The organism is Pseudomonas sp. FW215-R2, from assembly GCF_058789255.1.
Genome location: NZ_JBYTBO010000019.1, coordinates 33,439 through 54,304 on the forward strand (window position 1 = coordinate 33,439; position 20,866 = coordinate 54,304).

Genomic DNA, 20,866 nt, shown 5'->3' on the forward strand with positions numbered 1-20,866 from the left:
ATGCCACGATGGCTACACGGAAATATCCAGCCGTGCGATTTTGCCCTGCTCGTTGAGGCGAAAGGTGTAACGCAGTTCCAGCGGACTGCCGGGGAACGTCCCGGAGATCAGCCCTTGCACCAGCACTTTGCCGGTGCGCTGCTGGACGCCCAGCACTTCGACTCGTGGCTGATAGCGTCGGGCGGTGTCTTGCATCCAGTGGGCGATGGCCTGCGGACCGACCTGATGATTGCCTTCATCGAACACGTGGGCATCCTCGGCAAAAAAACTGCCGACCCGGGTCGTATCGCGAGCGTTGGCGGCGTTGATGTACTCAACGATGGCCGGGGCGAGTATCGAGGTGGGATGGAACATGAGTGCAGCTCCTGTTTTCGGGTTCTGTCGCCATCCTAGAACAGCCCTGCGTCAGTTTTTGTCAGGAGTGAAACGCCCGTTTTCGTCCAGTTGCATCTGCCGCTGCCAGGTGCGCAGCAGGTCGCTGCGACGTCCTGGATAACGCTCGCCCTGCAGGCTGGCCGCTGAGATCCGGTCGGTTCGGAACGTGCGATACGCGCTGCGCAACTCGCACCACGCGACAATGATCCGCACCTCGTTGAGAAACCCCAGCGCCAACGGCCAGATCAATCGTTGGCTCGGCACCTGTTGTGCGTCGGCGTAATCGATGTGCAGCTTGGCCTGATCGCGGATCGCCTGACGAAACACATTCAACGGCACTGCGTTCTGCGGAAACCCGTAACCGGGCGGCCCGGGCATGACCGTCGGATTGCGCATCGCCTCCTGGGCCTGGGGATCCAGCACCGCCGCAATTTTTGCCAGAGCATCCGCTGCGGCTTTGCTCAGGACCTCGTCGCCACGCTGATCGACATAGCGCAGGCCCAGCACGATGGCTTCGGTCTCGTCGGCGTTGAGCATCAGCGGCGGCAGAAACAGGCCGCTGCGCAAGACATAACCAATGCCCGCCTCGCCGTGGATCGGCGCGCCGAGCGCCGTCAATTCGGCGATGTCGCGATAGAGGGTGCGCTCGGAGATTTCCAGCTCGGACGCCAGCGTCGCCGCAGTGACCGGGCGTTTCTTGCCGCGAAGCACTTGCAGCAAAGTCAGTAGACGAGTGGTTCGTGACACGGCGTGAGGCTCTGTGCGGAATTTTGCCGGAGCTTAGCAGAGCCTGGTGTCAGAAATTGTCAGGAGCTTTCACCAGGCTCAGAGCCGATCACGCGTCGACTTTGTGCCTCGCTGCGTACAGGCACAGCATCTCCATGGCCAGCGTCGCCGCCGCCAGCGACGTCACGTCTGCGTGGTCGTAGGCCGGGGCCACTTCCACCACGTCCATGCCCACCAGATTGATCCCACGCAGACCGCCAAGGATTTCCAGTGCCTGCACCGTGCTCAACCCGCCGCAGACCGGTGTCCCGGTGCCCGGAGCGAAGGCCGGATCCAGGCAGTCGATGTCGAACGTCAGGTAGACCGGGTTGTCCCCGACCCGCGCACGAATCGCCTCGACAATCGCTTCGCAGCCCCGGCGATGTACCTGCCGCGCGTCCAGCACCTGAAAGCCCTGATGATCGTCATTGGTGGTGCGCAAACCGATCTGCACCGAGCGCGCCGGATCCACCAGCCCTTCCCGCGCCGCGTGCCAGAACATGGTGCCGTGATCGACCCGTTTGCCGCCCTCGTCCGGCCAGGTGTCGCTGTGGGCGTCGAAGTGAATCAGCGACAGCGTGCCGTGCTTGCGCGCATGGGCCTTGAGCAGCGGATAGCTGATGAAGTGATCGCCACCAAAGGTGAGCATGGCGCTGCCGGAACTGAGGATGTGCTCGGCGTGGGCTTCGATGCTTTCCGGAATCGTGTGCGGCGAACCGTAATCGAAGTCGCAATCGCCGTAATCGATCACCGCCAGATGATCGAACGGGTCGAACGCCCACGGCCAGTGCCGTTCCCAGGCAATCCCGGTGGACGCCGCACGAATTCCGCGAGGCCCGAAACGTGCGCCCGGACGGTTGCTGGTGGCGGTATCGAACGGCACGCCGCTGACGGCCACGTCCACGCCGCGCAAATCTCGGCTGTAGCGCCGGCGCATGAAACTGGTGATCCCGGCGTAGGTGCTTTCGGCAGCGGTGCCGTAGAGGCTGTCACGGGTCAGGGCCTGATCGTTCTGCATTGGCACGTCCATCGGTGTGCTCCTTTGGTTTTTATCCAGCGTTATTGATGGCTACGGAAAGTGGTCCACAAGCGCGTGCGCTGACGCATGTCCTTGAGGCTCATGCTGCGGTCGGCGTACAGCCGTTCGCGCACTTCGGGTTTCGGGTAAATGTCCGGATCGTTGCGCACCGCTTCGTCCACCAGCGGCGTGGCGGCCTGGTTGGCGGTGGCGAAGAACAGCGTATTGGTCAGCGCCGCCACGGATTCGGGGCGCAACATGAACTCGATGAAGGCCCGAGCGGCCTCCGGGTGCGGCGCGTCTTTGGGGATGGCCAGATTGTCCTGCCACACCAGCGTGCCTTCTTTCGGAATCCGGTAAGCGACTTCAAACGGCTTGTTGGCCTTGCGCGCCTGATCGGCGGCCATGCTTGCGTCACCGTTGTAGGTCAGCGCCAGGCACACGCTGCCGTTGGCCAGATCACTGATCTGCCGGCCAGTGGCGACGTACAGCACCGAGGGCTGCAACTTCTGCAACAAGGCTTCGGCGGCGGCCAGATCGTTCTTGTCGGTGCTGTAGGGATCTTTACCGAGGTAGTGCAACGCCAAGCCGATCACTTCCTGCGGGGAATCGAGAATGGCGATCCCGCAGTCCTTGAGCTTGCTGGCGTATTCGGGCTTGAACAGCAGATCGAGGCTGTTGAGCGGCACATCCGGCAGCCGTTGCTTAAGCGCTTCAACGTTCATGCCCAGACCGAGCGTGCCCCAGGTGTACGGCACGCCATAGCGATTGCCCGGGTCGACGGCCGCGAGTTTTTCCAGCAGGTCCGGATCGAGATTGGCGTAACCCTTGAGCCCGTCGTGAGGGATTTCCTTCAACGCGCCAGCAGCGAGCCCCCGTGCCAGCACGCTGGATGACGGCACCACCACGTCGTAGCCGCTGCCGCCGGTAAGCAACTTGGTTTCCAGCACCTCGGAGGTATCGAAGGTGTCGTAGCGCACGTGAATGCCGGTTTCCTTTTCGAAGCGCTGCAGGGTTTCAGGCGCCACGTAATCGGCCCAGCTGTAGAGGTTGAGCGTCTTGTCCTCGGCCTGGGCGGCGATGGAGACAGAGAGCAACAGTGCGGGTAAACACAGCTTGAACAAGGGAGCCATGACGAAACACCTGACCGGAGGAAGTGGTCTCAGGATGCGCCGTCGGATACATTCCAGAAATATCAAGTTTGTTAACCTGACTTTATCCAAGGCTAATGTGATGTTCGGTCAACTCCACGATGTCGATTTGCAGCTGCTGCGCCTGTTTCTCGGGGTGGTCGAGTCCAATGGTTTCAGCGCCGCCCAAGGCGAACTGGGGCTGAGCCAGTCGAGCATCAGCCAGCAAATGGCCAAGCTGGAAACCCGCCTCGGCTATCGGGTGTGCAACCGTGGCAAGGGCGGTTTCAGCCTGACGCCCAAGGGCGAACAACTGCTGATTGCCGCGCGAAGCCTGTTCGATTCGATCGAAACCTTCCGCCATCAATCCAACGGCGTCGCCGGGCGCCTGATCGGCGAAGTGCGCCTGGGTCTGTCGGAAGCGGTCGATCAATCGGTGCTGCAACGGGTGGCCGAGGCGATCCGGCGCTTTCGCGAACGGGACGAATCGGTACGCATCGAGCTGATCAGCGCCATGCCCGGTGAAATGGAGCGCCTGCTGCTGCAACAGCGGCTGGACCTGGCCATCGGTTATTTCTCCCAGGTGCAGAGCGCCTTTGATTACCGCGAGCTGTTCAGCGAAACCCAGCATTTGTACTGCGCGCCCGGCCATCCGCTGTTCACCGACGATGCACCCGATGACGCAGCTTTGCTGGCCTGTGACCGGGTCGATCACCCGTATCGGTTCCTGCGCAGTGATGAGCCGTTTCAGGGCAAGCTGTGTTCAGCGCGCTCCGAGCAGGTCGAAGGCACCCTCGCCTTCATTCTGTCCGGCAAACACGTCGGTTATCTGCCCAACCATTACGCACGCCAATGGCAGGACAAAGGTCTGTTGCGAGCGGTGCGCGAGGGTGAGTTGAGCTTTGAAGTGGCGTTCCATCTGGCCCGCCATCGAGCGCAGGTGCCGGGGGATGCGCAGAAGGCATTTGAAGAAGATCTGCTGTCAGCCTTTGGTCGAACCTGACCTTTTGGGCAGTTTTAATGCGTTGCCCTCGCTCCCCGCTTGCGGCATCCTGCGCACCCATTTTCCGACCCGGCCCCGCATTGCGGCACGCAAACCACCATGACCGTCTCTGAAAAAGCCCCGCGCAACAACGATTTGATCTACGGTCTCAACGACCGACCGCACTTCACCGCCACGGTGTTTGCCGCGCTGCAACACGTGCTGGCCAGCTTCGTCGGCATCATCACCCCGACCCTGATCATGGGCGGCGCCCTCGGTCTGCAAAGCGAAATCCCGTACCTGATCAGCATGGCGCTGTTCGTGTCCGGCCTCGGCACGTTCGTTCAGGCCAAGCGTTTCGGCCCGGTCGGTTCGGGACTGCTGTGCCTGCAAGGCACCAGCTTTTCCTTTATCAGCGTGATTCTCAGCGCCGGCTTCATGGTCAAGGCCCGGGGCGGCGGCACCGATGAGATCCTGTCGACGATCTTCGGCGTGTGCTTCTTTGCCGCCTTCATCGAAGTGGTACTGAGCCAGTTCATCGGCAAATTGCGCATGCTGATCACCCCGGTGGTGACCGGCACCATCATCACGCTGATGGGCCTGTCGCTGATCAAGGTGGCGATGACCGACATTGCCGGCGGCTTCGGCGCAGCGGATCTGGGCGCGGCCAGCCATGTGTTCCTGGCGGCGCTGGTGCTCGGCACCATCGTGGTGCTGAACCGGGTCGACGTGCCGTTCCTGCGCCTGGGCGCGATCGTCATCGGCCTGACCCTCGGCTACGTGGTGGCGTGGCTGATGGGCACCGTGGATTTCGCCAATCTGCCGGAAGTGCCAGTGGTGAGCGTGCCGGTGCCGTTCAAGTACGGTTTCAACTTCGACTGGGTGGCGTTTGTGCCGGTGGCGGTGATTTTCCTGGTGTCGCCGCTCGAAGCTGCCGGAGACCTGACCGCCAACTCGATGATTTCCCGGCAGCCAGTCAAAGGCCCGCTGTACATCCGCCGAATCAAGTCCGGCCTGCTCGCCGATGGCCTCAACTCGGCCATGGCGGCGGTGTTCAACAGCATGCCGATGGTGACCTTCGCCCAGAACAACGGGGTGATTCAGCTCACCGGAGTGGCCAGCCGTTATGTCGCGTTCTTCATTGCCGGTCTGCTGGTGTTGCTGGGCCTGTTCCCGATGATTGGCGCCGTGCTGCAACTGATGCCGAAACCGGTGCTCGGCGGCGCGGAACTGGTGATGTTCGGCACCGTGGCCGTGGCCGGGATCAAGATCCTCGCCGAGGCCGGCCTGCATCGTCGCAACATGCTGATCGTGGCCATTTCCCTCGGTATGGGCCTGGGCATTGCCGCCGTGCCGGAAGTGCTGCGTGAGTTGCCGCAGGCGCTGCGCAATATTTTCGAGTCGCCGATCACCGTTGGCGCGCTGTGTGCGATCGTGCTGAATATCTTCCTGCCGGAAGAGTTCATCGAACTGGAAGAAGATGACTTCGACCCGGAAGCCTCTATCCTTCAGGTCATGGAAAACCCCGACGTACCGGCCAAAGCTGAACCCGCATCAAAGGCCGCTGTCGCACAGTTGAACCGTTGATCCTGTCCGCTCGATGAAAAAAGGGCTGATACCGGCAACGGTTCAGCCCTTTTCAATGAGAGAGCATCAATGCGCCGCATCCAAGCCGTCATCCTGTCCCTGCTTCTGCTCTCCCTCAGCGCCTGTGCGCTGTTTCCCAACCGTGATCCGGTGAACATCAACGTGGTCGGCGTCGAACCGCTGCCGAGCCAGGATCTGGAAGTGCGCTTCGCCATCAAGCTGCGGGTGCAGAACCCCAACGAAACCGCCATCGACTACAACGGCATTGCGCTGGACCTTGACGTCAACGGTCATTCGTTCGCTTCCGGTGTCAGCGATCAAAGCGGTTCCATTCCACGGTTCTCCGAAGCCATTGTCAGCGTCCCGGTGAGCATTTCGGCGTTCTCGGTGCTGCGCCAGACTTTGGGTCTGAGCCAGACCCAAACCCTCGACAATCTGCCTTACGTATTGCGCGGCAAACTGGCGGGCGGTGTGTTTGGCACCATGCGCTTCTTCGATTCCGGCAAGCTCAGTCTGCCCAAGGCCAGTGCCGCAACCTGGTAAAGATGCGGTAGCCTGCACGGCTCACTGACAGAAACAGGGAAGCCGCAGGTTTATGGAAGACACCCCCACGCTGCACACCGAACGGCTGATCTTGCGTCCGCTTGAACTGGCGGACGCCGAGGCCATCCAGCAGCAATTTCCCCACTGGGAAGTGGTGCGTTATCTGAACGCCTTCGTGCCCTGGCCGTATCCGGACGACGGCGCCTTCACCTACCTGCGGGACATTGCGCTGCCGGCGATTGCCGCGGGCAAAGAGTGGCACTGGACGATCCGCCTCAAGTCGGCACCGGCGCAATTGATCGGCAACATCAGCCTGATGATCGGGCCGGACGACAACCGTGGCTTCTGGCTTGCCCCGGCCTGGCAGGGCCAGGGCTTGATGACCGAAGCCAGCGAAGTCGTCACCCGGTACTGGTTCGAAACCCTCGATCAACCGGTGCTGCGCGCGCCGAAAGCCGCACCGAACCTTGGTTCGCGAAAGCTCTCGGAGCGCACTGGCATGCGCTTGGTCCGCTCCGATGAGGACAACTTCGTCGGCGGACGTTTCCCACGGGAAATCTGGGAAATCACCCGTGAAGAATGGCGGCGCCGACAGTCCGTCAAACCGTGAAGCGCACGCCCGGTTTCGCCCGCTCGTCCACGCTCAACTCGAACACATCGGGCCGTGCATAGTGGCCGACCACGTCGTAGTCGTAGCGGGCTCGCACCAGCTCTTCGGTGTCGATCTCGGCGGTGAGCAATCCGGCTTCGCCGCGCAGAGGCCCAGCGAGCACATCACCCATCGGCCCGACGATCACGCTGCCGCCGGCAATCAGCGGCCGGTCCGCCGGCCAGTTGGCGATCTGAACGCCCAGTTCGTTTGGTGAAGCCTGGACCTGACAGGCGCTGACCACAAAGCAGCGCCCTTCATGGGCGATATGGCGCATGCTGACCTGCCACATCTCGCGTTCATCCACGGTCGGCGCACACCAGACCTCAATGCCCTTGGCGTACATCGCCGTGCGCAGTAGCGGCATCATGTTTTCCCAGCAGATCACCGCGCCGAGCTTGCCGACCTGAGTGTCGAGCACCGGCAGCGTCGAACCGTCGCCCTTGCCCCAGATCAACCGCTCGGTGCCGGTGGGCATCAGTTTGCGATGCTTGGCCACCAGCCCCGCCTGCGGGTCGAAATACAGCGCGGTGCAATGCAAAGTGCTGCCCGCTCGTTCGATCACGCCGATCACCAGGTTGGCCCCGGTTCGCGCCGACAGCCCGGCCAGCGCTTCGGTTTCCGCGCCCGGCACATCGATGGCGTTGGCAAAATAACGGGCGTAGGCCTCACGCCCTTCGGGCAGGCGATAACCCAGTTGCGTACCAAAGCCCTCGCCTTTCGGATAACCGCCGAGCAACGCTTCGGGCATCACCACCAGCGCTGCGCCGGATTCGATGATCGCGGCTTCCCAGCTCAGGATCTGTTCCAGGGTGTCAGCCTTGCCGCCGGGCAAGGCGCCGATCTGCAGGGCGGCAACGATTGATTTGGGCATGGTGGTCACTCCGTGAAGTTCAGGTGTTGCTCATTCTCCGGCGCCACGGGATCATGAATAAAGCCCGACTCACTGCTGAATGATATGAACACAATGAATATCGCCACTGTCGATCTCAACCTGCTGAAAGTCTTCGAAGCGCTGCATGAAGAGTCCAGCGCCAGCCGTGCGGCGTTGCGTCTGGGCGTGACGCAATCGGCCGTCAGCGCGGCTTTGCGCCGGTTGCGCGAGGTCTATGGCGATCAATTGTTCGTGCGCACTGGTCGAGGGTTGGCGCCCACGCTCAAGGCGAATCAGTTGAAACCGGTGGTCAGTGATGCGCTGAACAAGTGTCGGCAGAGCCTGGCGATGGTCGACCCGACCGCCGATCATTACGACGGCCGCTCGGTCACCGTGGGGCTGTCGGATGATTTCGAGATTGCTTACGGCCGACGCCTGATCGAAGAGATCGCCCGCCGAGCGCCGAAGCTGCGTCTGATCTTCCGCCAGACCCACAGCCAGATCGTCGCCCGGGCCTTGATGGAGCGCAGCATCGACCTGGCGATCACCGCCGGCGGGTTTGCCGAACGGCTGCTCAGCCGTCAGGTGTTGGGTGAAGGCGGTTACGCGTGTCTGGTGGACCCGGCGAGCCTTGCGCCCGGTCAGCAGCAGATCACTCTGGAGGAATTTGTCGCCCGGGAGCACATTCTGGTGTCCTCGGGTGGTTTTATCGGGATCACCGATGAAGGGCTGGCCGCGTTGGGGCTGACTCGCCGGGTCTGCGCCTCGACCACGCATTTTGCGGCGTTGCCGCATCTGCTCAAGGGCAGCGCCAGTGTGGCGACCATCCCGACCCATGCGGCACAGGCGATTGCTTCAATGAGCGGGCTGGCACTGCTGCCCTGCCCGCTGGCGCTGCCACGCTATCCGATCGAGCTGGGCTGGCGCACCAACACCCAGATCGATCCGGTGGTGCTGAAGGTTCGCGAAGCGATTGTCGCCAGTTTCAAGACCGAATGATTACTTGTTGGCCGCCATCAGCCGGTTGACTTCACTGCGCACCATGTTGGCGAACTCCGGCGGCGACATGCCGTCCAGTTCGGCGCGCACGAATTCGGCCCATTTGCCCTTGCGCTTGGAGCGCTCGCCGAACAATCGCGCGGCTTCGCCCTTGGCTTTGCCCAGATTGTTCTGCCAGAGTTCGAACAGTCGGGATTTCTCGTCTTCCAGCGCAGCGCGCTCTGCGAGGGATTTGTCGGCCAGATTGAAACTCATGGGGAATTACCTGCTGCATGAAATGGCGACATCTTACACGCTGGACGGAAATCTCCGGCGCTGGTTTTTCTTCCTGAGAGAAATTCGCTGCAACTTTTCAAGCCGCGCCACACTCCATTGTTCACTGTCCATTCACCTGCAAGGAGTCACCCAATGGCCCGCAAAAGCGCCGTTCAAGCCGCTGAAGACCAAATCAAGGATCAAGCGTTCAGCGAACTCCAGGCTCTGATCGAAGAGTCGGACAAACTGCTCAAAAGCAGTGCCTCACTGGTCGGTGAAGAAGCGGAGACCCTGCGCGGACAAATCGCCCTGAAATTGCAGCAGGCGCTGGATTCTGTGTCCAGCGTGCGTGACCGCACCAAACCGGCGGTGGACGCCACCGAAAACTACATTGGTGGCCACCCGTGGCAGACCGTGGCGATTTCCGCCGGTTTCGGTCTGGTGGTCGGTCTGTTGCTCGGCCGCCGCTGAGCGCAGCGAAAAAAAAGGCGAGCCCTGCGGCTCGCCTTTTTCATGTCCGGTAAAACGTCACTCGCCTGCCAGCTCACGCAACTGCGCCAGGGTCTGCCCATCCAGCACAATGCCTTCGGCCAGTGATTTGGCGCGCTGCAAATGCCGCCGATCACCCGGCAAACGCTTGAGCCCTACCCCATGCATCTGCCTGACCAGTTCCTGGCTGCGTTCGGCGAAGCTCTGCCCGGCGGTCTTGCTCGGGTCGATCACGATCAGCAACTGACCGGTCCACGGAGTCTTGGCGCCGGGATGGTTCTTCCAGTCGAATTCGAACGAGAAATTGCCGCCAGTCAGCGCGGCGGCGAGCAGCTCCACCATCATCGACAGCGCCGAGCCCTTGTGTCCGCCAAACGGCAGCAACGCGCCGCCTTCAAGAATCGCTTTCGGGTCGCAGGTCGGCTGGCCCAGGCTGTCCACGCCCATGCCCGCCGGCAGTTTCTCGCCCTTGCGCGCGGCAATCTGTACGTCGCCATGGGCAATGGCGCTGGTGGCCAGATCAAATACGATCGGCGCACCGTCGGCCCTTGGCGCGGCGAAGGCGATCGGGTTGGTGCCGAACAACGGCCGGTCGGCGCCGTGGGGCACCACGCAGGTCATGCTGTTGACCACGCTCAGCGCCACCAGGCCTTCGTCGGCGAAAGGCTCGACGTCCGGCCACAGCGCGGCGAAGTGATGGGAATTGCGGATCGCCAATATCGCGATCCCGGCGCTGCGGGCCTTCTCCACCAACAGTGGACGCGCCGCCGCCAGCGCAGGTTGGGCAAAACCGTTGCCGGCATCGACACTGACAAACCCTGAGGCCACGTCCTCGACTTTCGGCACGGCCTGGCCGTTGACCCAGCCGCTGTTGAGGGTCGAGACATAACCGGGAATCCGGAAAACGCCATGGCTGTGAGCACCGTCCCGCTCGGCATTGGCGCAATTGGCGGCCAGTGTTCTGGCGACTTCGGTCGAGGTGCCGTGACGGATGAAAATCGTTTCCAGCAAGTGAGTCAGCTCATCCAGGGACACCGTGGACGAAACCGCATGATCGTGTGGCGCAGACATCTGAAGCTCCAGAGTAATTATTGGAGGGAACAACAGCGAACGAACAACCCGCCAGAGGATTAACCACGGCTGGCCGGTTGCCTGTCAACCCCGCGTTATTTATCTACCACCCGCGCGTCGCTTGTCAGTTTTAGCCTTGAGCCTCGACCCACGGTGCGTGCACACGCCCACCCCTGCGAGACTCAACCATGGCGACACCGACCAAACCGTTGTTATTCCCCGAAACCTTCAACTCACCCGGACTCTGGACAGAACTGGGCAAGACCCACGGTCTGGTGGAGAAGGATTTCAATTGGCTCGCTCACGTAAAACTGTCCACCGACGCCTTGCGCAACCGGCAATCCATGCGCGCCGAACGCATTCTGCTCAACGTTACAGACCAGACCCCGCTGATTTTGCCGGGGGCTTTTGTGCTGAGCGAGACACCCGATGACAAAGACGAAAAGGGTCTTTTCCTCTACACCCCTTACGGCGGCATCAAGAAACATCTCAACCGGGCCCTTCTCAAGCAACAGTTGGAATAGCGCCTGAACAACCCCGACGACCAGGATCAATTGTTCGCGTTTCTGGCATTGGTGCAGCGCAAGCGACTGCTGGATGCAGAACGCATTTCAGTGACATTCAGCCTGATCGACGGCGATGTCTTCGACGAACAGCGTCACTCGTTTAAACAAGGTCAAGTGCTCAATGCGCACGCGATGCGCGACGAGCTCAAACAGTTGCCGACGCTCACCCCCATGCTCGACAGCGCACTGGATGAACTGCTCAAGGCGCATTTCGGATCCCTGCAGCAAAGCCGTACGCGCGTCAGTTTTTACGTGGCCGGCGACAAAACCGACGGCACGCTAAAACACTGGCTCGACTCCATGAGCCTGAGCGACGCGGTCCTGTTGCATTACCGCCACCAACGCTGGCCGGGCGACGCCTTGCGCGAGTATGCAAACCCCGGCAGAGAGGTGAAGACAGATGACCAGAAGCAATGGGAAGACGCCGTCACCAGTGCCTCGAGCAAATTGCCGGTGTTGCTGTTTCGGCAACTGGAAACGTACTGGGACGCGCCGTCCGCTGACGGCTCGCCGCGTCGCACGTTTTTTGCCGACGTTCTGGAGGACCAGGCCCGGGCCGAATGGATGGTCAAACGTGAAACGGGCATCATCGATGCACCGCAGTTCAATGCACTGCATCAGTTGATCAGCCCCAGCGCAGACGGCCCGCACCGCCCATTCACAGAAACCGTGCGTCTGTGGGAACACGAAGCCAACTACGTCGAACTGGCCGGCTCGCTGATGATCAGCGGCCCCGACGCATTCCTCTACACGCCAGTGCAAGGCCTGCAAGTGCTCACCGATTACAACGATCTGAAACAGACGTTGCAGAGCAAGTTCATGGCCAAAGGGCATGAAGACGAACTCTACGGTCTGCTCAGTCTGGACGAACGCAATCGTTTTCTCGGCTTCGATCAGCCGCAGGTTTCAGGCGACCGGATCGTCGGTGACGTCTTCAAAATCCTTTTCGAACTGATCATCACCAAGCTGCGACAAAACATCGAGTATGCCTTGCAGGTGTATCGCCACAGCGATGGCGTCGTGAATCTGCATGCCCTGTTCGACAAGAGCCTGGACATCCGCTCCATGGTCCATGAGCGTTTGCAGGAACTGGACAGCGCGGGCCGCTGGAGCACGTACCCGGTGGTCTCCGGCAGCCAGCAGCCCTCCCTGGTGCTGGCAGACAAGGCGCGCGCGGCGATCAAGACGTTCACCAGCATTGAAACCCCGCTTGCCGCAATGCTCAAAACACAACCTATGGCGACCGCAGACGTCCAGCGACCGTATCTTGAAAAACACAAGGCCAGCCTTGCCCACGCCTGGTTTGCCGGAGTGACCGGCGAAGCCCGGCTCCGCACGCTGGACGGCACGTTGCCCGCTTCAGTCCAGGCGATCGTCAATACGGTGATCAATCCCGACCAGCCGACACGTGCGTCAAGACATGCGATCGAGGGTTTTCGCCCGGACGCCTATTCGCTCACCCTCGAAGTTGCCGGCACCCAGGATTTGGTGCCGCTCGCCCATTGTCTGCTGATGACCGAACGCGGCGGCCTCGATCCCCAACACTCCGGGCGGGCCGTGTTATGGACGCCCGCGCTCGGACTGGAAGTGTTCGACACCGTCGCGGTCGCGCGGCACCGACTCAGCCAACGTTTGCAACACCGCACGCAACGGTTGTCATTGCTGGAAAACATCCTGCCTGCGCAGTCGCAAGCTCACCGGTACTACACGCTCGGCGTGTTCCAGTTCATAGAAGACAACATACTGCACAATCGCATGCAATCGACCATCGAGCACTTTCTGGGTCGTTGTGAGCAGGTGAGAACACGCGTCAAAGATACGGCCAGCCGTAACAAGGCACTGACGCAACTGAGCGATTCGGTCTTGCACACCAACCTGAAACTGGCTGGCGCGCATGCGCAGGCGATCGCTGCACGGCAGACCTACCCGGCCTGGCTGGGCATGGCGCCGGTCGCAGAGCAGAAACTGCACATCGAACTCATGGAGCAGTGGCACCAGAGTGTCGTCGATGACAAGGATTACCTGGCGGGCATTCCGACGCTGGTCAGCCATGTCGAACAGACCTTGAAATCACTGCTCGACAGCCGCTTCCCGAAAAGTTCGCTCAATCCCCGTGACATCCAGATTACCCCCAACCTGGCCCTGGTCGGCCCGGCTCGCAACCTGGTCGAGTTTGCCCTGAATCACGTTAACGGTGCCCAAGGCACCGGATTCAAAGTGACTTCGAGAACCACCGGTGCATTGCCCAAGGGGCTCGATCAAAGTGCTGTCACGCAACTGCTGCAGTCGCTGGCGATTCCCACCACCTACAGCAAGACAGTCAGTGATGCACTGGCGACAACCACCGTCGCAGGTCTGGCCCGGCAGCAGATTTTCTTTCGTCAGTTGCCCTGGCAGTTACTGCAACATGCCCACGCACTGAAACTGCAGCAGCATTTGTCCGAGACCGCATTCAGCTACATCCGTCAGGTCCTGGACATGCCTGACACCCTCGCGCGCGCAGCCGTCGAAGGCGCACACGCCATCGCGTGTGCGCTGTCCCTGATCAAGACAGCCAACGCCAGCGCAGTCAAGGCCTGCGGGCTGTACGTCTTCGCACCTGGCACCGGCCACAAGGGACCGCTGGTGCTCTATGCGCCGTATGCCGAACAGGCCTTTCACGAATTCGTCGATGAAAAGGCGTTGATTGCGGCGCTGAATATCCCGGGATTTCTGCAGAATCTGCTGCTGCGCCGCTTGCCTGAGGCGCACCGCGCGACATTCCGCAGCCTGCTGGCCTCCACGGTGGGGCAAATCAGCGAAATCACCCTCGATAATGTGCCGATTGCAGACAACCTGCTCAAGCAGCTGTACCAGGACAACCTTGAGTTGTTGACGCAGATGCTCGGCTCACAGAAAGACAGCGACGGCCAGCCCGACTGGGAAAACGCCAGGATCCTGTTCAGTGACGGGATCAAGCAGGCCTCGGACATGCTGCAGGGCAAACTCGCCTATGTGCGCTTCCTCTGGCAAGCCTATGAGGACTTCAAGGACTCGGCCGAGGCATTGCAGAATCATCACTGGAAAAAAGCACTGAGGTCTTTCATCGATGGCGCGGAGCAAATGGTGCTTGTCGGCATGATGCCCGAGATGGCTGCCGAGCGCGCGCTGGGTGCCGACACCAGCGAGCAGACAGTCGCCACCGGCACTCAAACAGTCAAAAAAATCACGGCCCCGAGCCTGGCCGAGATTGAATCGACCTCGCCACAACGCACGCTGCTGCAGCCTTTCGAAGCAACGGATGTCGCACTCAAGGATCTCGCCTACAGCGCGACTCAAGGCGTCTACCAGAAAGTGTCGAACAACCGTAGCTATGCGGCGGTGGACGGCAAGGTTTACCAGGTTGTCAAAAGCGGTCCGCACTGGCAATTGGTAAAAGATGCAGTGCGCGGCCCGACGCTGCTCAAGACTGATTCACGAATGGTGAAGATCACAAAAGGCCAGACCGTTCACTTCGGCAAAGCCTTTTCCAAAATGATCGAACACGACAAGTACTCACGCATGCGTCGCACGATGCTCAATATCGAAGCGCACGGTATGGGAGAAATCACTCGGCGATACCCCGAAAAAGCCCGGATTCTCGGGCGTGCAGTCGCGATGGCCCGGGACTATGCGTTCAACTGCCTGCATAACCTGGCCATTCTGGACATCAATGTCGTGCCCGGTGGAAGGGTCAACCGGTTTCTCATGGAGTTTTTTGATGTACCGCGCGTCACGACACAGATCCTGTCCAGGATAAAAACGGCGATCGTGCCCATCTGCAATGCATTGGTGGATCCGACTGATGATTTGCTCAATACCGATCGTTTCATTGTCGGCTCGACCCGATGGTTCCACGACGTGATCGCGTTTGTTCTTGATGGCGATCAGAAGAACAAAGTCCATTTCACCCAGCATTTTTTTGATCAGGAACTGGACGACTACCTGCCCGTCGTGGCACAGGGATTTGATATCGACGGCCACGCACAAGCCGAAACCCTCATACACGAGATGGCCCATCAACTGAGCAATGCATGGGACATTGCAACGGTCAGGGGGCGCGAGCCGTTTACTGACCTGATTTCACCGGCCACACCTGAGGGTGCCAACCTGTTCCAGGACCTGCAAGACGAACGAAGAATGTCGCTGTCACTGGCCACGCCGCGAGCGCAATTGTTCGCGGAATGGGACGCTGGCAGCAAGGCCTGGATCGACTTCGACAGAATTGCGGAGAAGGCGACCACCACGGCGGAAATCTTCAAACAGACGCAAAGCACTACCATGAACGCAGCACGCAATGCGTTCATGGATCAGAACTCATCGGACGCCCGTGTTGGTGTCATCTTGCATAACGCCGACTCGATCGCCCTGTTGATCTGCGAAGTCGGCCGGCAACTGGATTCCGTTCCCGCGCCGTGATTCGCACAAAAAATGCGCAGGCTCGACACCTGCGCATTTTTATAATGGATCACCCTGTCCGAAATCAGTCCTTCTGGTCACGCAAGACGTTGCCCGATGCACCGTCAATGCGGAATTCATACACCACACCGTCAGCCTTGCGCCCTTCCCCTTTCCAGTAGCCGTTGTTGTCGGCTTCGATCTCGTAGACCTCGACATACCCGGCCTTGGTCTTGACGATTTCAATGGCTTTTTCAATGGTGATCCATCCGGCGCCCGGCCGGTCGGCCAGCGCCACACCGGCACTCAGAAGACTGGCTGTCGCAACGAAAGCGGCCAAGGTTCTTTTGATCATTTTTTCACTCCATTTGTGGATAGTGCTCATCGGATGTCCTGCTTTTTGGGCGCCCGAGTGAAAAATAAGTTCCACTTTGATGGGCAATTGCCATGACGGATGTTCTCGGCACCTTGCCCTCAAGGTTAGAATGCCGGAAATCAGGACGAGTCAATGACCCAGAACACCCTCTCCGAAGCCGAATACGATGCGATCACCGATGCCGCTGCGCATTGGTGCATGCGCCTGCACGCCGTCGACTGCACCGCCGAGGAACGGCTGGCGTTCGAGCAATGGCGCGATGCGCATCCGCTGCACGCGTTCGAATACGAGGCCATGCTGGAAATCTGGGATGTCGCCGAACACCTTCCGCGCCCGGAGCCAGCGGTGATCGTACCGATCAGCCCACCGGCCCGGACCTGGCGTCAATATGCGGTAGCAGCGTCCGTTTGCGCGCTGGCGTTGCCACTGGCAGCCTGGACGGGATGGAATCTGGGCTGGTTGCCCAACAGCTATCAGCATTTCGCTGCCACCGACAATGTCCGCCACGTCACCCTGGGCGATGGCAGTCAGGTCGAGCTGAACCTCAATACCGATCTGACCTTCAGCAATTACAAGGACGAGCGTCGTGTCACCCTGAAAAAGGGCGAAGCCTTTTTCGAAGTCAGCCATGACCTGAACCATCCGTTTATCGTCAGGGCCGGCGAAGGCAAGATTCGCGTCACCGGCACTCGCTTCAATGTCTGGATGTATGAGGACCAGGTGAAAGTGAACCTGGTTGAAGGTTCGGTGCTGGTCACCAGCAACACTCAGTTATCCGGCGATGGCCTGCGCCTCGGCCCTTCGATGCAGGCTCGCTACAAACACGGCGATTACATGCCGCAAATCAGCCAGACCTACGCCAACGACACCTCGCTGGCCTGGCGCAGCGGCAAGTTGATTCTCGACAACCTGGCGTTGAACGAAGCCCTGCCGCTGATCAACCGTTACCTGGACAAACCGCTGATGCTGGCCGACAGCGCCACGGGGTCGATCCGGGTCGGTGGTATCTACAACATCAAGGAGCTCAACAGCTTCGCCGGCTCGATGCCCAAAGTCCTGCCGGTGTTCATCACCCGCAACAAGGACGGCAATCCAGTGATCAACCCGATGCCGCAACAACCCCCAAAAAGCTGAAGGCCGCCCCTTTTCGGGGGCGGCCTTCAACGGCTGTCGCAACGTTCTGACGACTAATTACTGCGCCGCCACTTTCCCCGTTTTATCCAGTTCTTCACGCACACTTTGCACCTGATACTGCGGGTCAGCCTTGATCTGCTGTTCGGTGAAAGGCAGTGCACTCCACTGTTTCTTCGAGAAGGCTTCTGTCTGATCCCGCGAGTATTTCGACGCGGGATCGCTGGACAGCGAGAACGCAAGCAGGCCCTGAGCGTGCGGCCCCTTGTCGTCGAACGTCACCACTTGCAGGTAACTGGTGCCGCTGACCACTTCCAGCTTGCCGTCTTCACGCGGCACGCTCTGGATTGCGTTGTAGATGCCCAATGTCCCTGGCCCGCCATGGATCGGCGTCTGCTGACCACCACTGCTGACCACCTGGACATCACCCCAGCGGGTTTGTGCGGTCAGGCCCATTTTGCTGGCCGATTCGGCGGACGCCAGCATCGCTTCGCGCAACGCCTTGGCCACTTCGGGCTTTTCAGTCGCCAGTCCGCGCGGCGTGTGCTGCGCGTCCTTCGGATCGAACGCCACGCGCCAGACATCCGGCGATTCCTGCAAGGCTTGCATGATGGTCTGGAAATGCACCAGGCCCATTCCCGAATCCAGGTTCGCGCGACCGTCCCAGGCCTTGAGACCGCTGCACACCGATTTCAACGCGGCCTCGGCGCCGCCTGGCGATGCACAGAATTTCAGCAGATCCGGCAGCACTTGAGCGGCCAGAAACACCTGATCATCCATCACCATGTGTTGCAGGTCCTGCACCGACACCGAACCTTTTTTGCTCAGGGTCGCCAGACGATCCAGTGCAAAACGCGAGCGCAGCCCCAGTGGCTGGCCCTCCTGGCTGATCAGCGGCGAGAAACCAGTCAGCGGTTGCGCCGGGTTGGCCAGCCACGCCGAATCGTTGGAGTGCTGGACGAAATCCTTGCGCAACAATTGCGGCAATTGACTGGACGCGTAAATGCCTTTTTGCGCGGCTTGCGGATCGATGTCCCAGGCGCAGGCGCTGTTGGCGCCGTCGAGCACGATCATTTTCAGGCCGATACGCGGATCGCTGCACTGGGCCAGTTTGGCGGCACTGACGTTCGGCACCACCGACAGGTTCATGTACAGCGTCTGACCCTTGTCATCCACGGCCAGGGTGTTGACCCACGGGATACCCTGAATCTTGTGCACCGAGTCCTGCAGATCCTTGAGGTTGCCTGCACGGTTCATCGCGTACCACTGCGTCAACACCCGGTCGTTGTCGAGGTTGGCATCGCGCAGGCTGTAGGCGTACTGATGGTCCCAGTCGAGCTTGCCCGGCCACTGCACGATCGGGCCGAATTGCGAGCTGTAGATATCACGCGATACCGGCGTCACCTGCCCGTCCGCCTGTTTGACCTGCACCGTCACCGTTTGCTTGTTCAGCGGCAACGATTTGCCATCGAGCACATAGCGGGTCGGATCGTTCGGATCGAGTTGCAGGCGATACAAAGTGAAGTGCTTGGACGAGTCGACCGTGTGGGTCCAGGCCAGGTGCTGGTTGAAACCGATGTTGATCATCGGCAGGCCCGGCAGCGCCGCACCCATCACATCCAGTTTGCCGGGAATGGTCAGGTGCATCTGATAGAAACGCATGCCGCCGACCCACGGAAAATGCGGGTTCGCCAGCAGCATTCCACGACCGTTGAAGGAACGCTCGCTGCCCACCGCCACCGCGTTGCTGCCACGGTCCAGGGCGAAGCGTTGCAGGCGTGCGGCGGCGAGGTCATAAGCGCGGGCGTGGCTGTCGTTTTGCGCAGTGGCTTGTGGCGGCGTGGCGCCTGCCAGTGCTTCGGCGAACTGACCGACGCCACCCTCGACGAGCAACCGACGCGTCAGCTTCACCAGGTCTTCGGCTGCAATATCGCGCACCCATTCGCCCTGGCACTGTTGCGGCAGCCCTTGCTGGCGGCGCTCGGCCAGATACCGGTTGTAGCCGGCGGCATAACCTTGCACCAGATCTCGGACTTCGACCGGCTGCGCCTGCCAGAAGGCATTCACCGCTTGCGGGGTATTGAGCCACTGGAAGAACACGTCACTGACGCGGTTTTCGCGCTCTTCGACGGTGACCTGATCCGGCCCGAAGTACCTCGAGCGTTCGCCGTTGACGGTCACGATTTCGTTGGCCAGCAGGCACAGATTGTCCTGCGCATAGGCATAACCGATGCCGAATCCGAGGCCACGCTCGTTTTCCGCGCGGATATGCGGCACACCAAAACTCGTGCGACGGATATCGGCCCCGGCCTGGGTGGAAGGACTGAACGCATGCGCCGACAGACTTAGCCCGAGAAACATGCCGGCTAGGGTCAGTCCGGTTAACTGCCTGGAAATAATCACGCTCGCTCCTGATCGAAATACCCAAGAGCGCAGCCGCGCACCCTGTTCGAATACGTGCGCAGCGGCTACGCCCTGAAATCACCCACGCGTCCACGCGCAATGAGCCTTTCCAGAAAACGAAGCCGGGGGGAAAAATTTAGTCAGTCACAAGCCCGTTTCGAGCCCGGATCACGGAGAAAGGACGAATCAACGACAAATTTTCTACATTTTTCGCTTCATGATTTGTCGGGCTGATACGTCTTGTTTAGAGAGAGCACCCGTAACCCTTCCTGATCAGGCTCTGAAAAGGAGTAATCGCATGTACAACCCGCAACTACCATCGGACGGTAGCCAGGCACCACAAGGAGCTTCCATGGGTTCGCACGCCAGCGTATTCGGACAACGAGCCGAGCGCCACGGCAATGAACGTATTCGACTGCTGCTCAAGAGCTTCGGCCTGCGCACCAGCCTGATTCGCCTGAAAGTCATCGATGCCTTGCTGGTCGCCGCCCAGAGCGAGCGCAGTCTGGGTGTGCGCGGTGTTCACAGCCAATTACTGGAACTGGGCATTCCGCTGTCTTTTCTCAGCGTGCGCGAAGTGTTGAAGCGCCTGTGCGCCGAAGGTGTGATCACCTTCAACGCCGACAAGAGCTACAGCCTGCATCCACAGGCTGCCGCCGTCCTCAATAGCGATTGAGCCCCTTCTGGAGCGCCGTCAGGGTTTGACCTTGCGGCGCATCACCCCGTTGATCACCACCACGACCACCGCCACGCCAATGGCGATGTACTGGAACACTTTTTCGCTGATCATCCCGGCGTTCTGCATCCAGGACAGGCCGAACATGATCGCCAGTACGGTGAGGGCGATCAGAATCGAGTATTTCAAACGTTGCGACTGAGTCATTGCGAATTCCTGAAACTTTGAAATGTATCGGGTTTGTATCGACTTTCATGCCATGGGCATACCGTGTCACGGGGATGCGCCGCTGCAAACGGGGTCTCATGTTACAGCCGATGAAGAGCTTTGGCTCCATGCGGCGTTAACCATGAGGACTTTTGAAATGCTGCGTCGAATCACCTGGCTGATTCCTGTATTGGCGCTGCTCACGCTGAGCGGCTGTATCATTTTCCCCCACGGCGGCTGGCATGGCGACCATCGCTATTATGGCGCGCCCGGACCAGGCTACTACCAACATCGATAAATCCGACATTCGAACAACTCTCATATCCGCTTCTTCAAATGCAACATTTGATTGAG

General features: G+C 60.4%; 21 protein-coding genes. 11 read left to right on the forward strand and 10 right to left on the reverse strand.

The window, feature by feature from the left end; all coding sequences use genetic code 11:
• Nucleotides 1–12: 12 nt before the first annotated feature.
• The 4 genes from AC3WRD_RS23030 to AC3WRD_RS23045 form a co-directional block, all read right to left on the reverse strand.
• Nucleotides 13–354, reverse strand: a complete 342-nt coding sequence (locus AC3WRD_RS23030; RefSeq protein WP_096820302.1) for a nuclear transport factor 2 family protein — start codon at nt 352–354, stop codon at nt 13–15.
• A gap of 51 nt (nt 355–405) precedes the next feature.
• Nucleotides 406–1,122 (reverse strand): helix-turn-helix transcriptional regulator, encoded by a 717-nt coding sequence (locus AC3WRD_RS23035; protein WP_096820301.1) that lies wholly within the window; start codon nt 1,120–1,122, stop codon nt 406–408.
• Nucleotides 1,123–1,210: 88 nt separating this feature from the next.
• Nucleotides 1,211–2,170, reverse strand: coding sequence for an agmatinase (speB, locus tag AC3WRD_RS23040; protein ID WP_064381781.1), 960 nt, complete (start codon nt 2,168–2,170; stop codon nt 1,211–1,213).
• Nucleotides 2,171–2,199: 29 nt separating this feature from the next.
• Nucleotides 2,200–3,291 (reverse strand): polyamine ABC transporter substrate-binding protein, encoded by a 1,092-nt coding sequence (locus AC3WRD_RS23045; protein WP_096820300.1) that lies wholly within the window; start codon nt 3,289–3,291, stop codon nt 2,200–2,202.
• Between the two features lie 100 nt (nt 3,292–3,391).
• On the opposite strand from AC3WRD_RS23045, the gene AC3WRD_RS23050 reads away from it, so the two are divergent.
• The 4 genes from AC3WRD_RS23050 to AC3WRD_RS23065 all read left to right on the forward strand — a co-directional run bounded on the left by AC3WRD_RS23050 (nt 3,392) and on the right by AC3WRD_RS23065 (nt 7,010).
• On the forward strand, nt 3,392–4,291 hold the full coding sequence (locus tag AC3WRD_RS23050) for a LysR family transcriptional regulator (protein WP_102621342.1): 900 nt from the start codon (nt 3,392–3,394) through the stop codon (nt 4,289–4,291).
• Between the two features lie 99 nt (nt 4,292–4,390).
• Entirely contained in the window at nt 4,391–5,857 is a 1,467-nt protein-coding gene (locus tag AC3WRD_RS23055) for a nucleobase:cation symporter-2 family protein (RefSeq protein ID WP_096820298.1), read from the forward strand.
• Nucleotides 5,858–5,926: 69 nt separating this feature from the next.
• Entirely contained in the window at nt 5,927–6,400 is a 474-nt protein-coding gene (locus tag AC3WRD_RS23060; protein WP_102621343.1) for an LEA/WHy family protein, read from the forward strand.
• Between the two features lie 52 nt (nt 6,401–6,452).
• Nucleotides 6,453–7,010 carry a GNAT family N-acetyltransferase gene (locus AC3WRD_RS23065; protein WP_102621344.1) on the forward strand — a complete coding sequence of 186 codons (558 nt, stop codon included), beginning with the start codon at nt 6,453–6,455 and terminating at the stop codon, nt 7,008–7,010.
• Here AC3WRD_RS23065 and AC3WRD_RS23070 read toward each other — a convergent pair.
• Nucleotides 7,000–7,923 carry a carbon-nitrogen hydrolase family protein gene (locus AC3WRD_RS23070; protein ID WP_096820295.1) on the reverse strand — a complete coding sequence of 308 codons (924 nt, stop codon included), beginning with the start codon at nt 7,921–7,923 and terminating at the stop codon, nt 7,000–7,002. The genes AC3WRD_RS23065 and AC3WRD_RS23070 overlap by 11 nt on opposite strands.
• Before the next feature lie 84 nt (nt 7,924–8,007).
• Here AC3WRD_RS23070 and AC3WRD_RS23075 point away from each other — a divergent pair, with 84 nt between their 5' ends.
• Nucleotides 8,008–8,922, forward strand: coding sequence for a LysR family transcriptional regulator (locus AC3WRD_RS23075; RefSeq protein WP_102621345.1), 915 nt, complete (start codon nt 8,008–8,010; stop codon nt 8,920–8,922).
• On the opposite strand, the gene AC3WRD_RS23080 is transcribed toward AC3WRD_RS23075, so the two are convergent.
• Nucleotides 8,923–9,177 (reverse strand): hypothetical protein, encoded by a 255-nt coding sequence (locus tag AC3WRD_RS23080; RefSeq protein ID WP_007957535.1) that lies wholly within the window; start codon nt 9,175–9,177, stop codon nt 8,923–8,925.
• Nucleotides 9,178–9,330: 153 nt separating this feature from the next.
• On the opposite strand from AC3WRD_RS23080, the gene AC3WRD_RS23085 reads away from it, so the two are divergent.
• A complete protein-coding gene (locus tag AC3WRD_RS23085; protein WP_096820293.1) occupies nt 9,331–9,648 on the forward strand; it encodes an ElaB/YgaM/YqjD family protein in 318 nt (105 codons plus the stop codon).
• A 57-nt stretch (nt 9,649–9,705) separates the two neighbouring features.
• On the opposite strand, the gene AC3WRD_RS23090 is transcribed toward AC3WRD_RS23085, so the two are convergent.
• Nucleotides 9,706–10,737, reverse strand: coding sequence for an Ldh family oxidoreductase (locus tag AC3WRD_RS23090; protein ID WP_102621346.1), 1,032 nt, complete (start codon nt 10,735–10,737; stop codon nt 9,706–9,708).
• 188 nt (nt 10,738–10,925) lie between these two features.
• Between AC3WRD_RS23090 and AC3WRD_RS23095 the strand changes: the two genes are divergently transcribed.
• Together AC3WRD_RS23095 and AC3WRD_RS23100 are read left to right on the forward strand one after the other, a co-directional pair.
• The gene (locus AC3WRD_RS23095; RefSeq protein WP_310650457.1) at nt 10,926–11,261 is read left to right on the forward strand and encodes a hypothetical protein; all 336 of its coding nucleotides are present in this window, start codon (nt 10,926–10,928) and stop codon (nt 11,259–11,261) included.
• A gap of 30 nt (nt 11,262–11,291) precedes the next feature.
• Complete coding sequence (locus AC3WRD_RS23100; RefSeq protein ID WP_310650456.1) at nt 11,292–15,740, forward strand: dermonecrotic toxin domain-containing protein; 4,449 nt, start codon at nt 11,292–11,294, stop codon at nt 15,738–15,740.
• A 64-nt stretch (nt 15,741–15,804) separates the two neighbouring features.
• On the opposite strand, the gene AC3WRD_RS23105 is transcribed toward AC3WRD_RS23100, so the two are convergent.
• On the reverse strand, nt 15,805–16,074 hold the full coding sequence (locus AC3WRD_RS23105) for a PepSY domain-containing protein (RefSeq protein WP_102621347.1): 270 nt from the start codon (nt 16,072–16,074) through the stop codon (nt 15,805–15,807).
• A 153-nt stretch (nt 16,075–16,227) separates the two neighbouring features.
• Between AC3WRD_RS23105 and AC3WRD_RS23110 the strand changes: the two genes are divergently transcribed.
• Nucleotides 16,228–17,229: a FecR family protein gene (locus tag AC3WRD_RS23110; RefSeq protein WP_102621348.1), complete on the forward strand. Its 1,002-nt coding sequence runs from the start codon at nt 16,228–16,230 to the stop codon at nt 17,227–17,229.
• A 57-nt stretch (nt 17,230–17,286) separates the two neighbouring features.
• On the opposite strand, the gene pvdQ is transcribed toward AC3WRD_RS23110, so the two are convergent.
• Nucleotides 17,287–19,629, reverse strand: a complete 2,343-nt coding sequence (pvdQ, locus tag AC3WRD_RS23115; RefSeq protein ID WP_102621349.1) for a bifunctional acylase PvdQ — start codon at nt 19,627–19,629, stop codon at nt 17,287–17,289.
• Between the two features lie 298 nt (nt 19,630–19,927).
• Here pvdQ and AC3WRD_RS23120 point away from each other — a divergent pair, with 298 nt between their 5' ends.
• Nucleotides 19,928–20,305 (forward strand): fe2+ zn2+ uptake regulation protein, encoded by a 378-nt coding sequence (locus tag AC3WRD_RS23120; RefSeq protein ID WP_085731113.1) that lies wholly within the window; start codon nt 19,928–19,930, stop codon nt 20,303–20,305.
• 18 nt (nt 20,306–20,323) lie between these two features.
• Here the strand turns inward: AC3WRD_RS23120 and AC3WRD_RS23125 are convergent, their stop codons facing one another.
• Entirely contained in the window at nt 20,324–20,512 is a 189-nt protein-coding gene (locus tag AC3WRD_RS23125; RefSeq protein WP_096820288.1) for a hypothetical protein, read from the reverse strand.
• A gap of 157 nt (nt 20,513–20,669) precedes the next feature.
• Between AC3WRD_RS23125 and AC3WRD_RS23130 the strand changes: the two genes are divergently transcribed.
• Complete coding sequence (locus tag AC3WRD_RS23130) at nt 20,670–20,810, forward strand: hypothetical protein (protein WP_170929569.1); 141 nt, start codon at nt 20,670–20,672, stop codon at nt 20,808–20,810.
• The last annotated feature ends 56 nt before the right edge of the window (nt 20,811–20,866 follow it).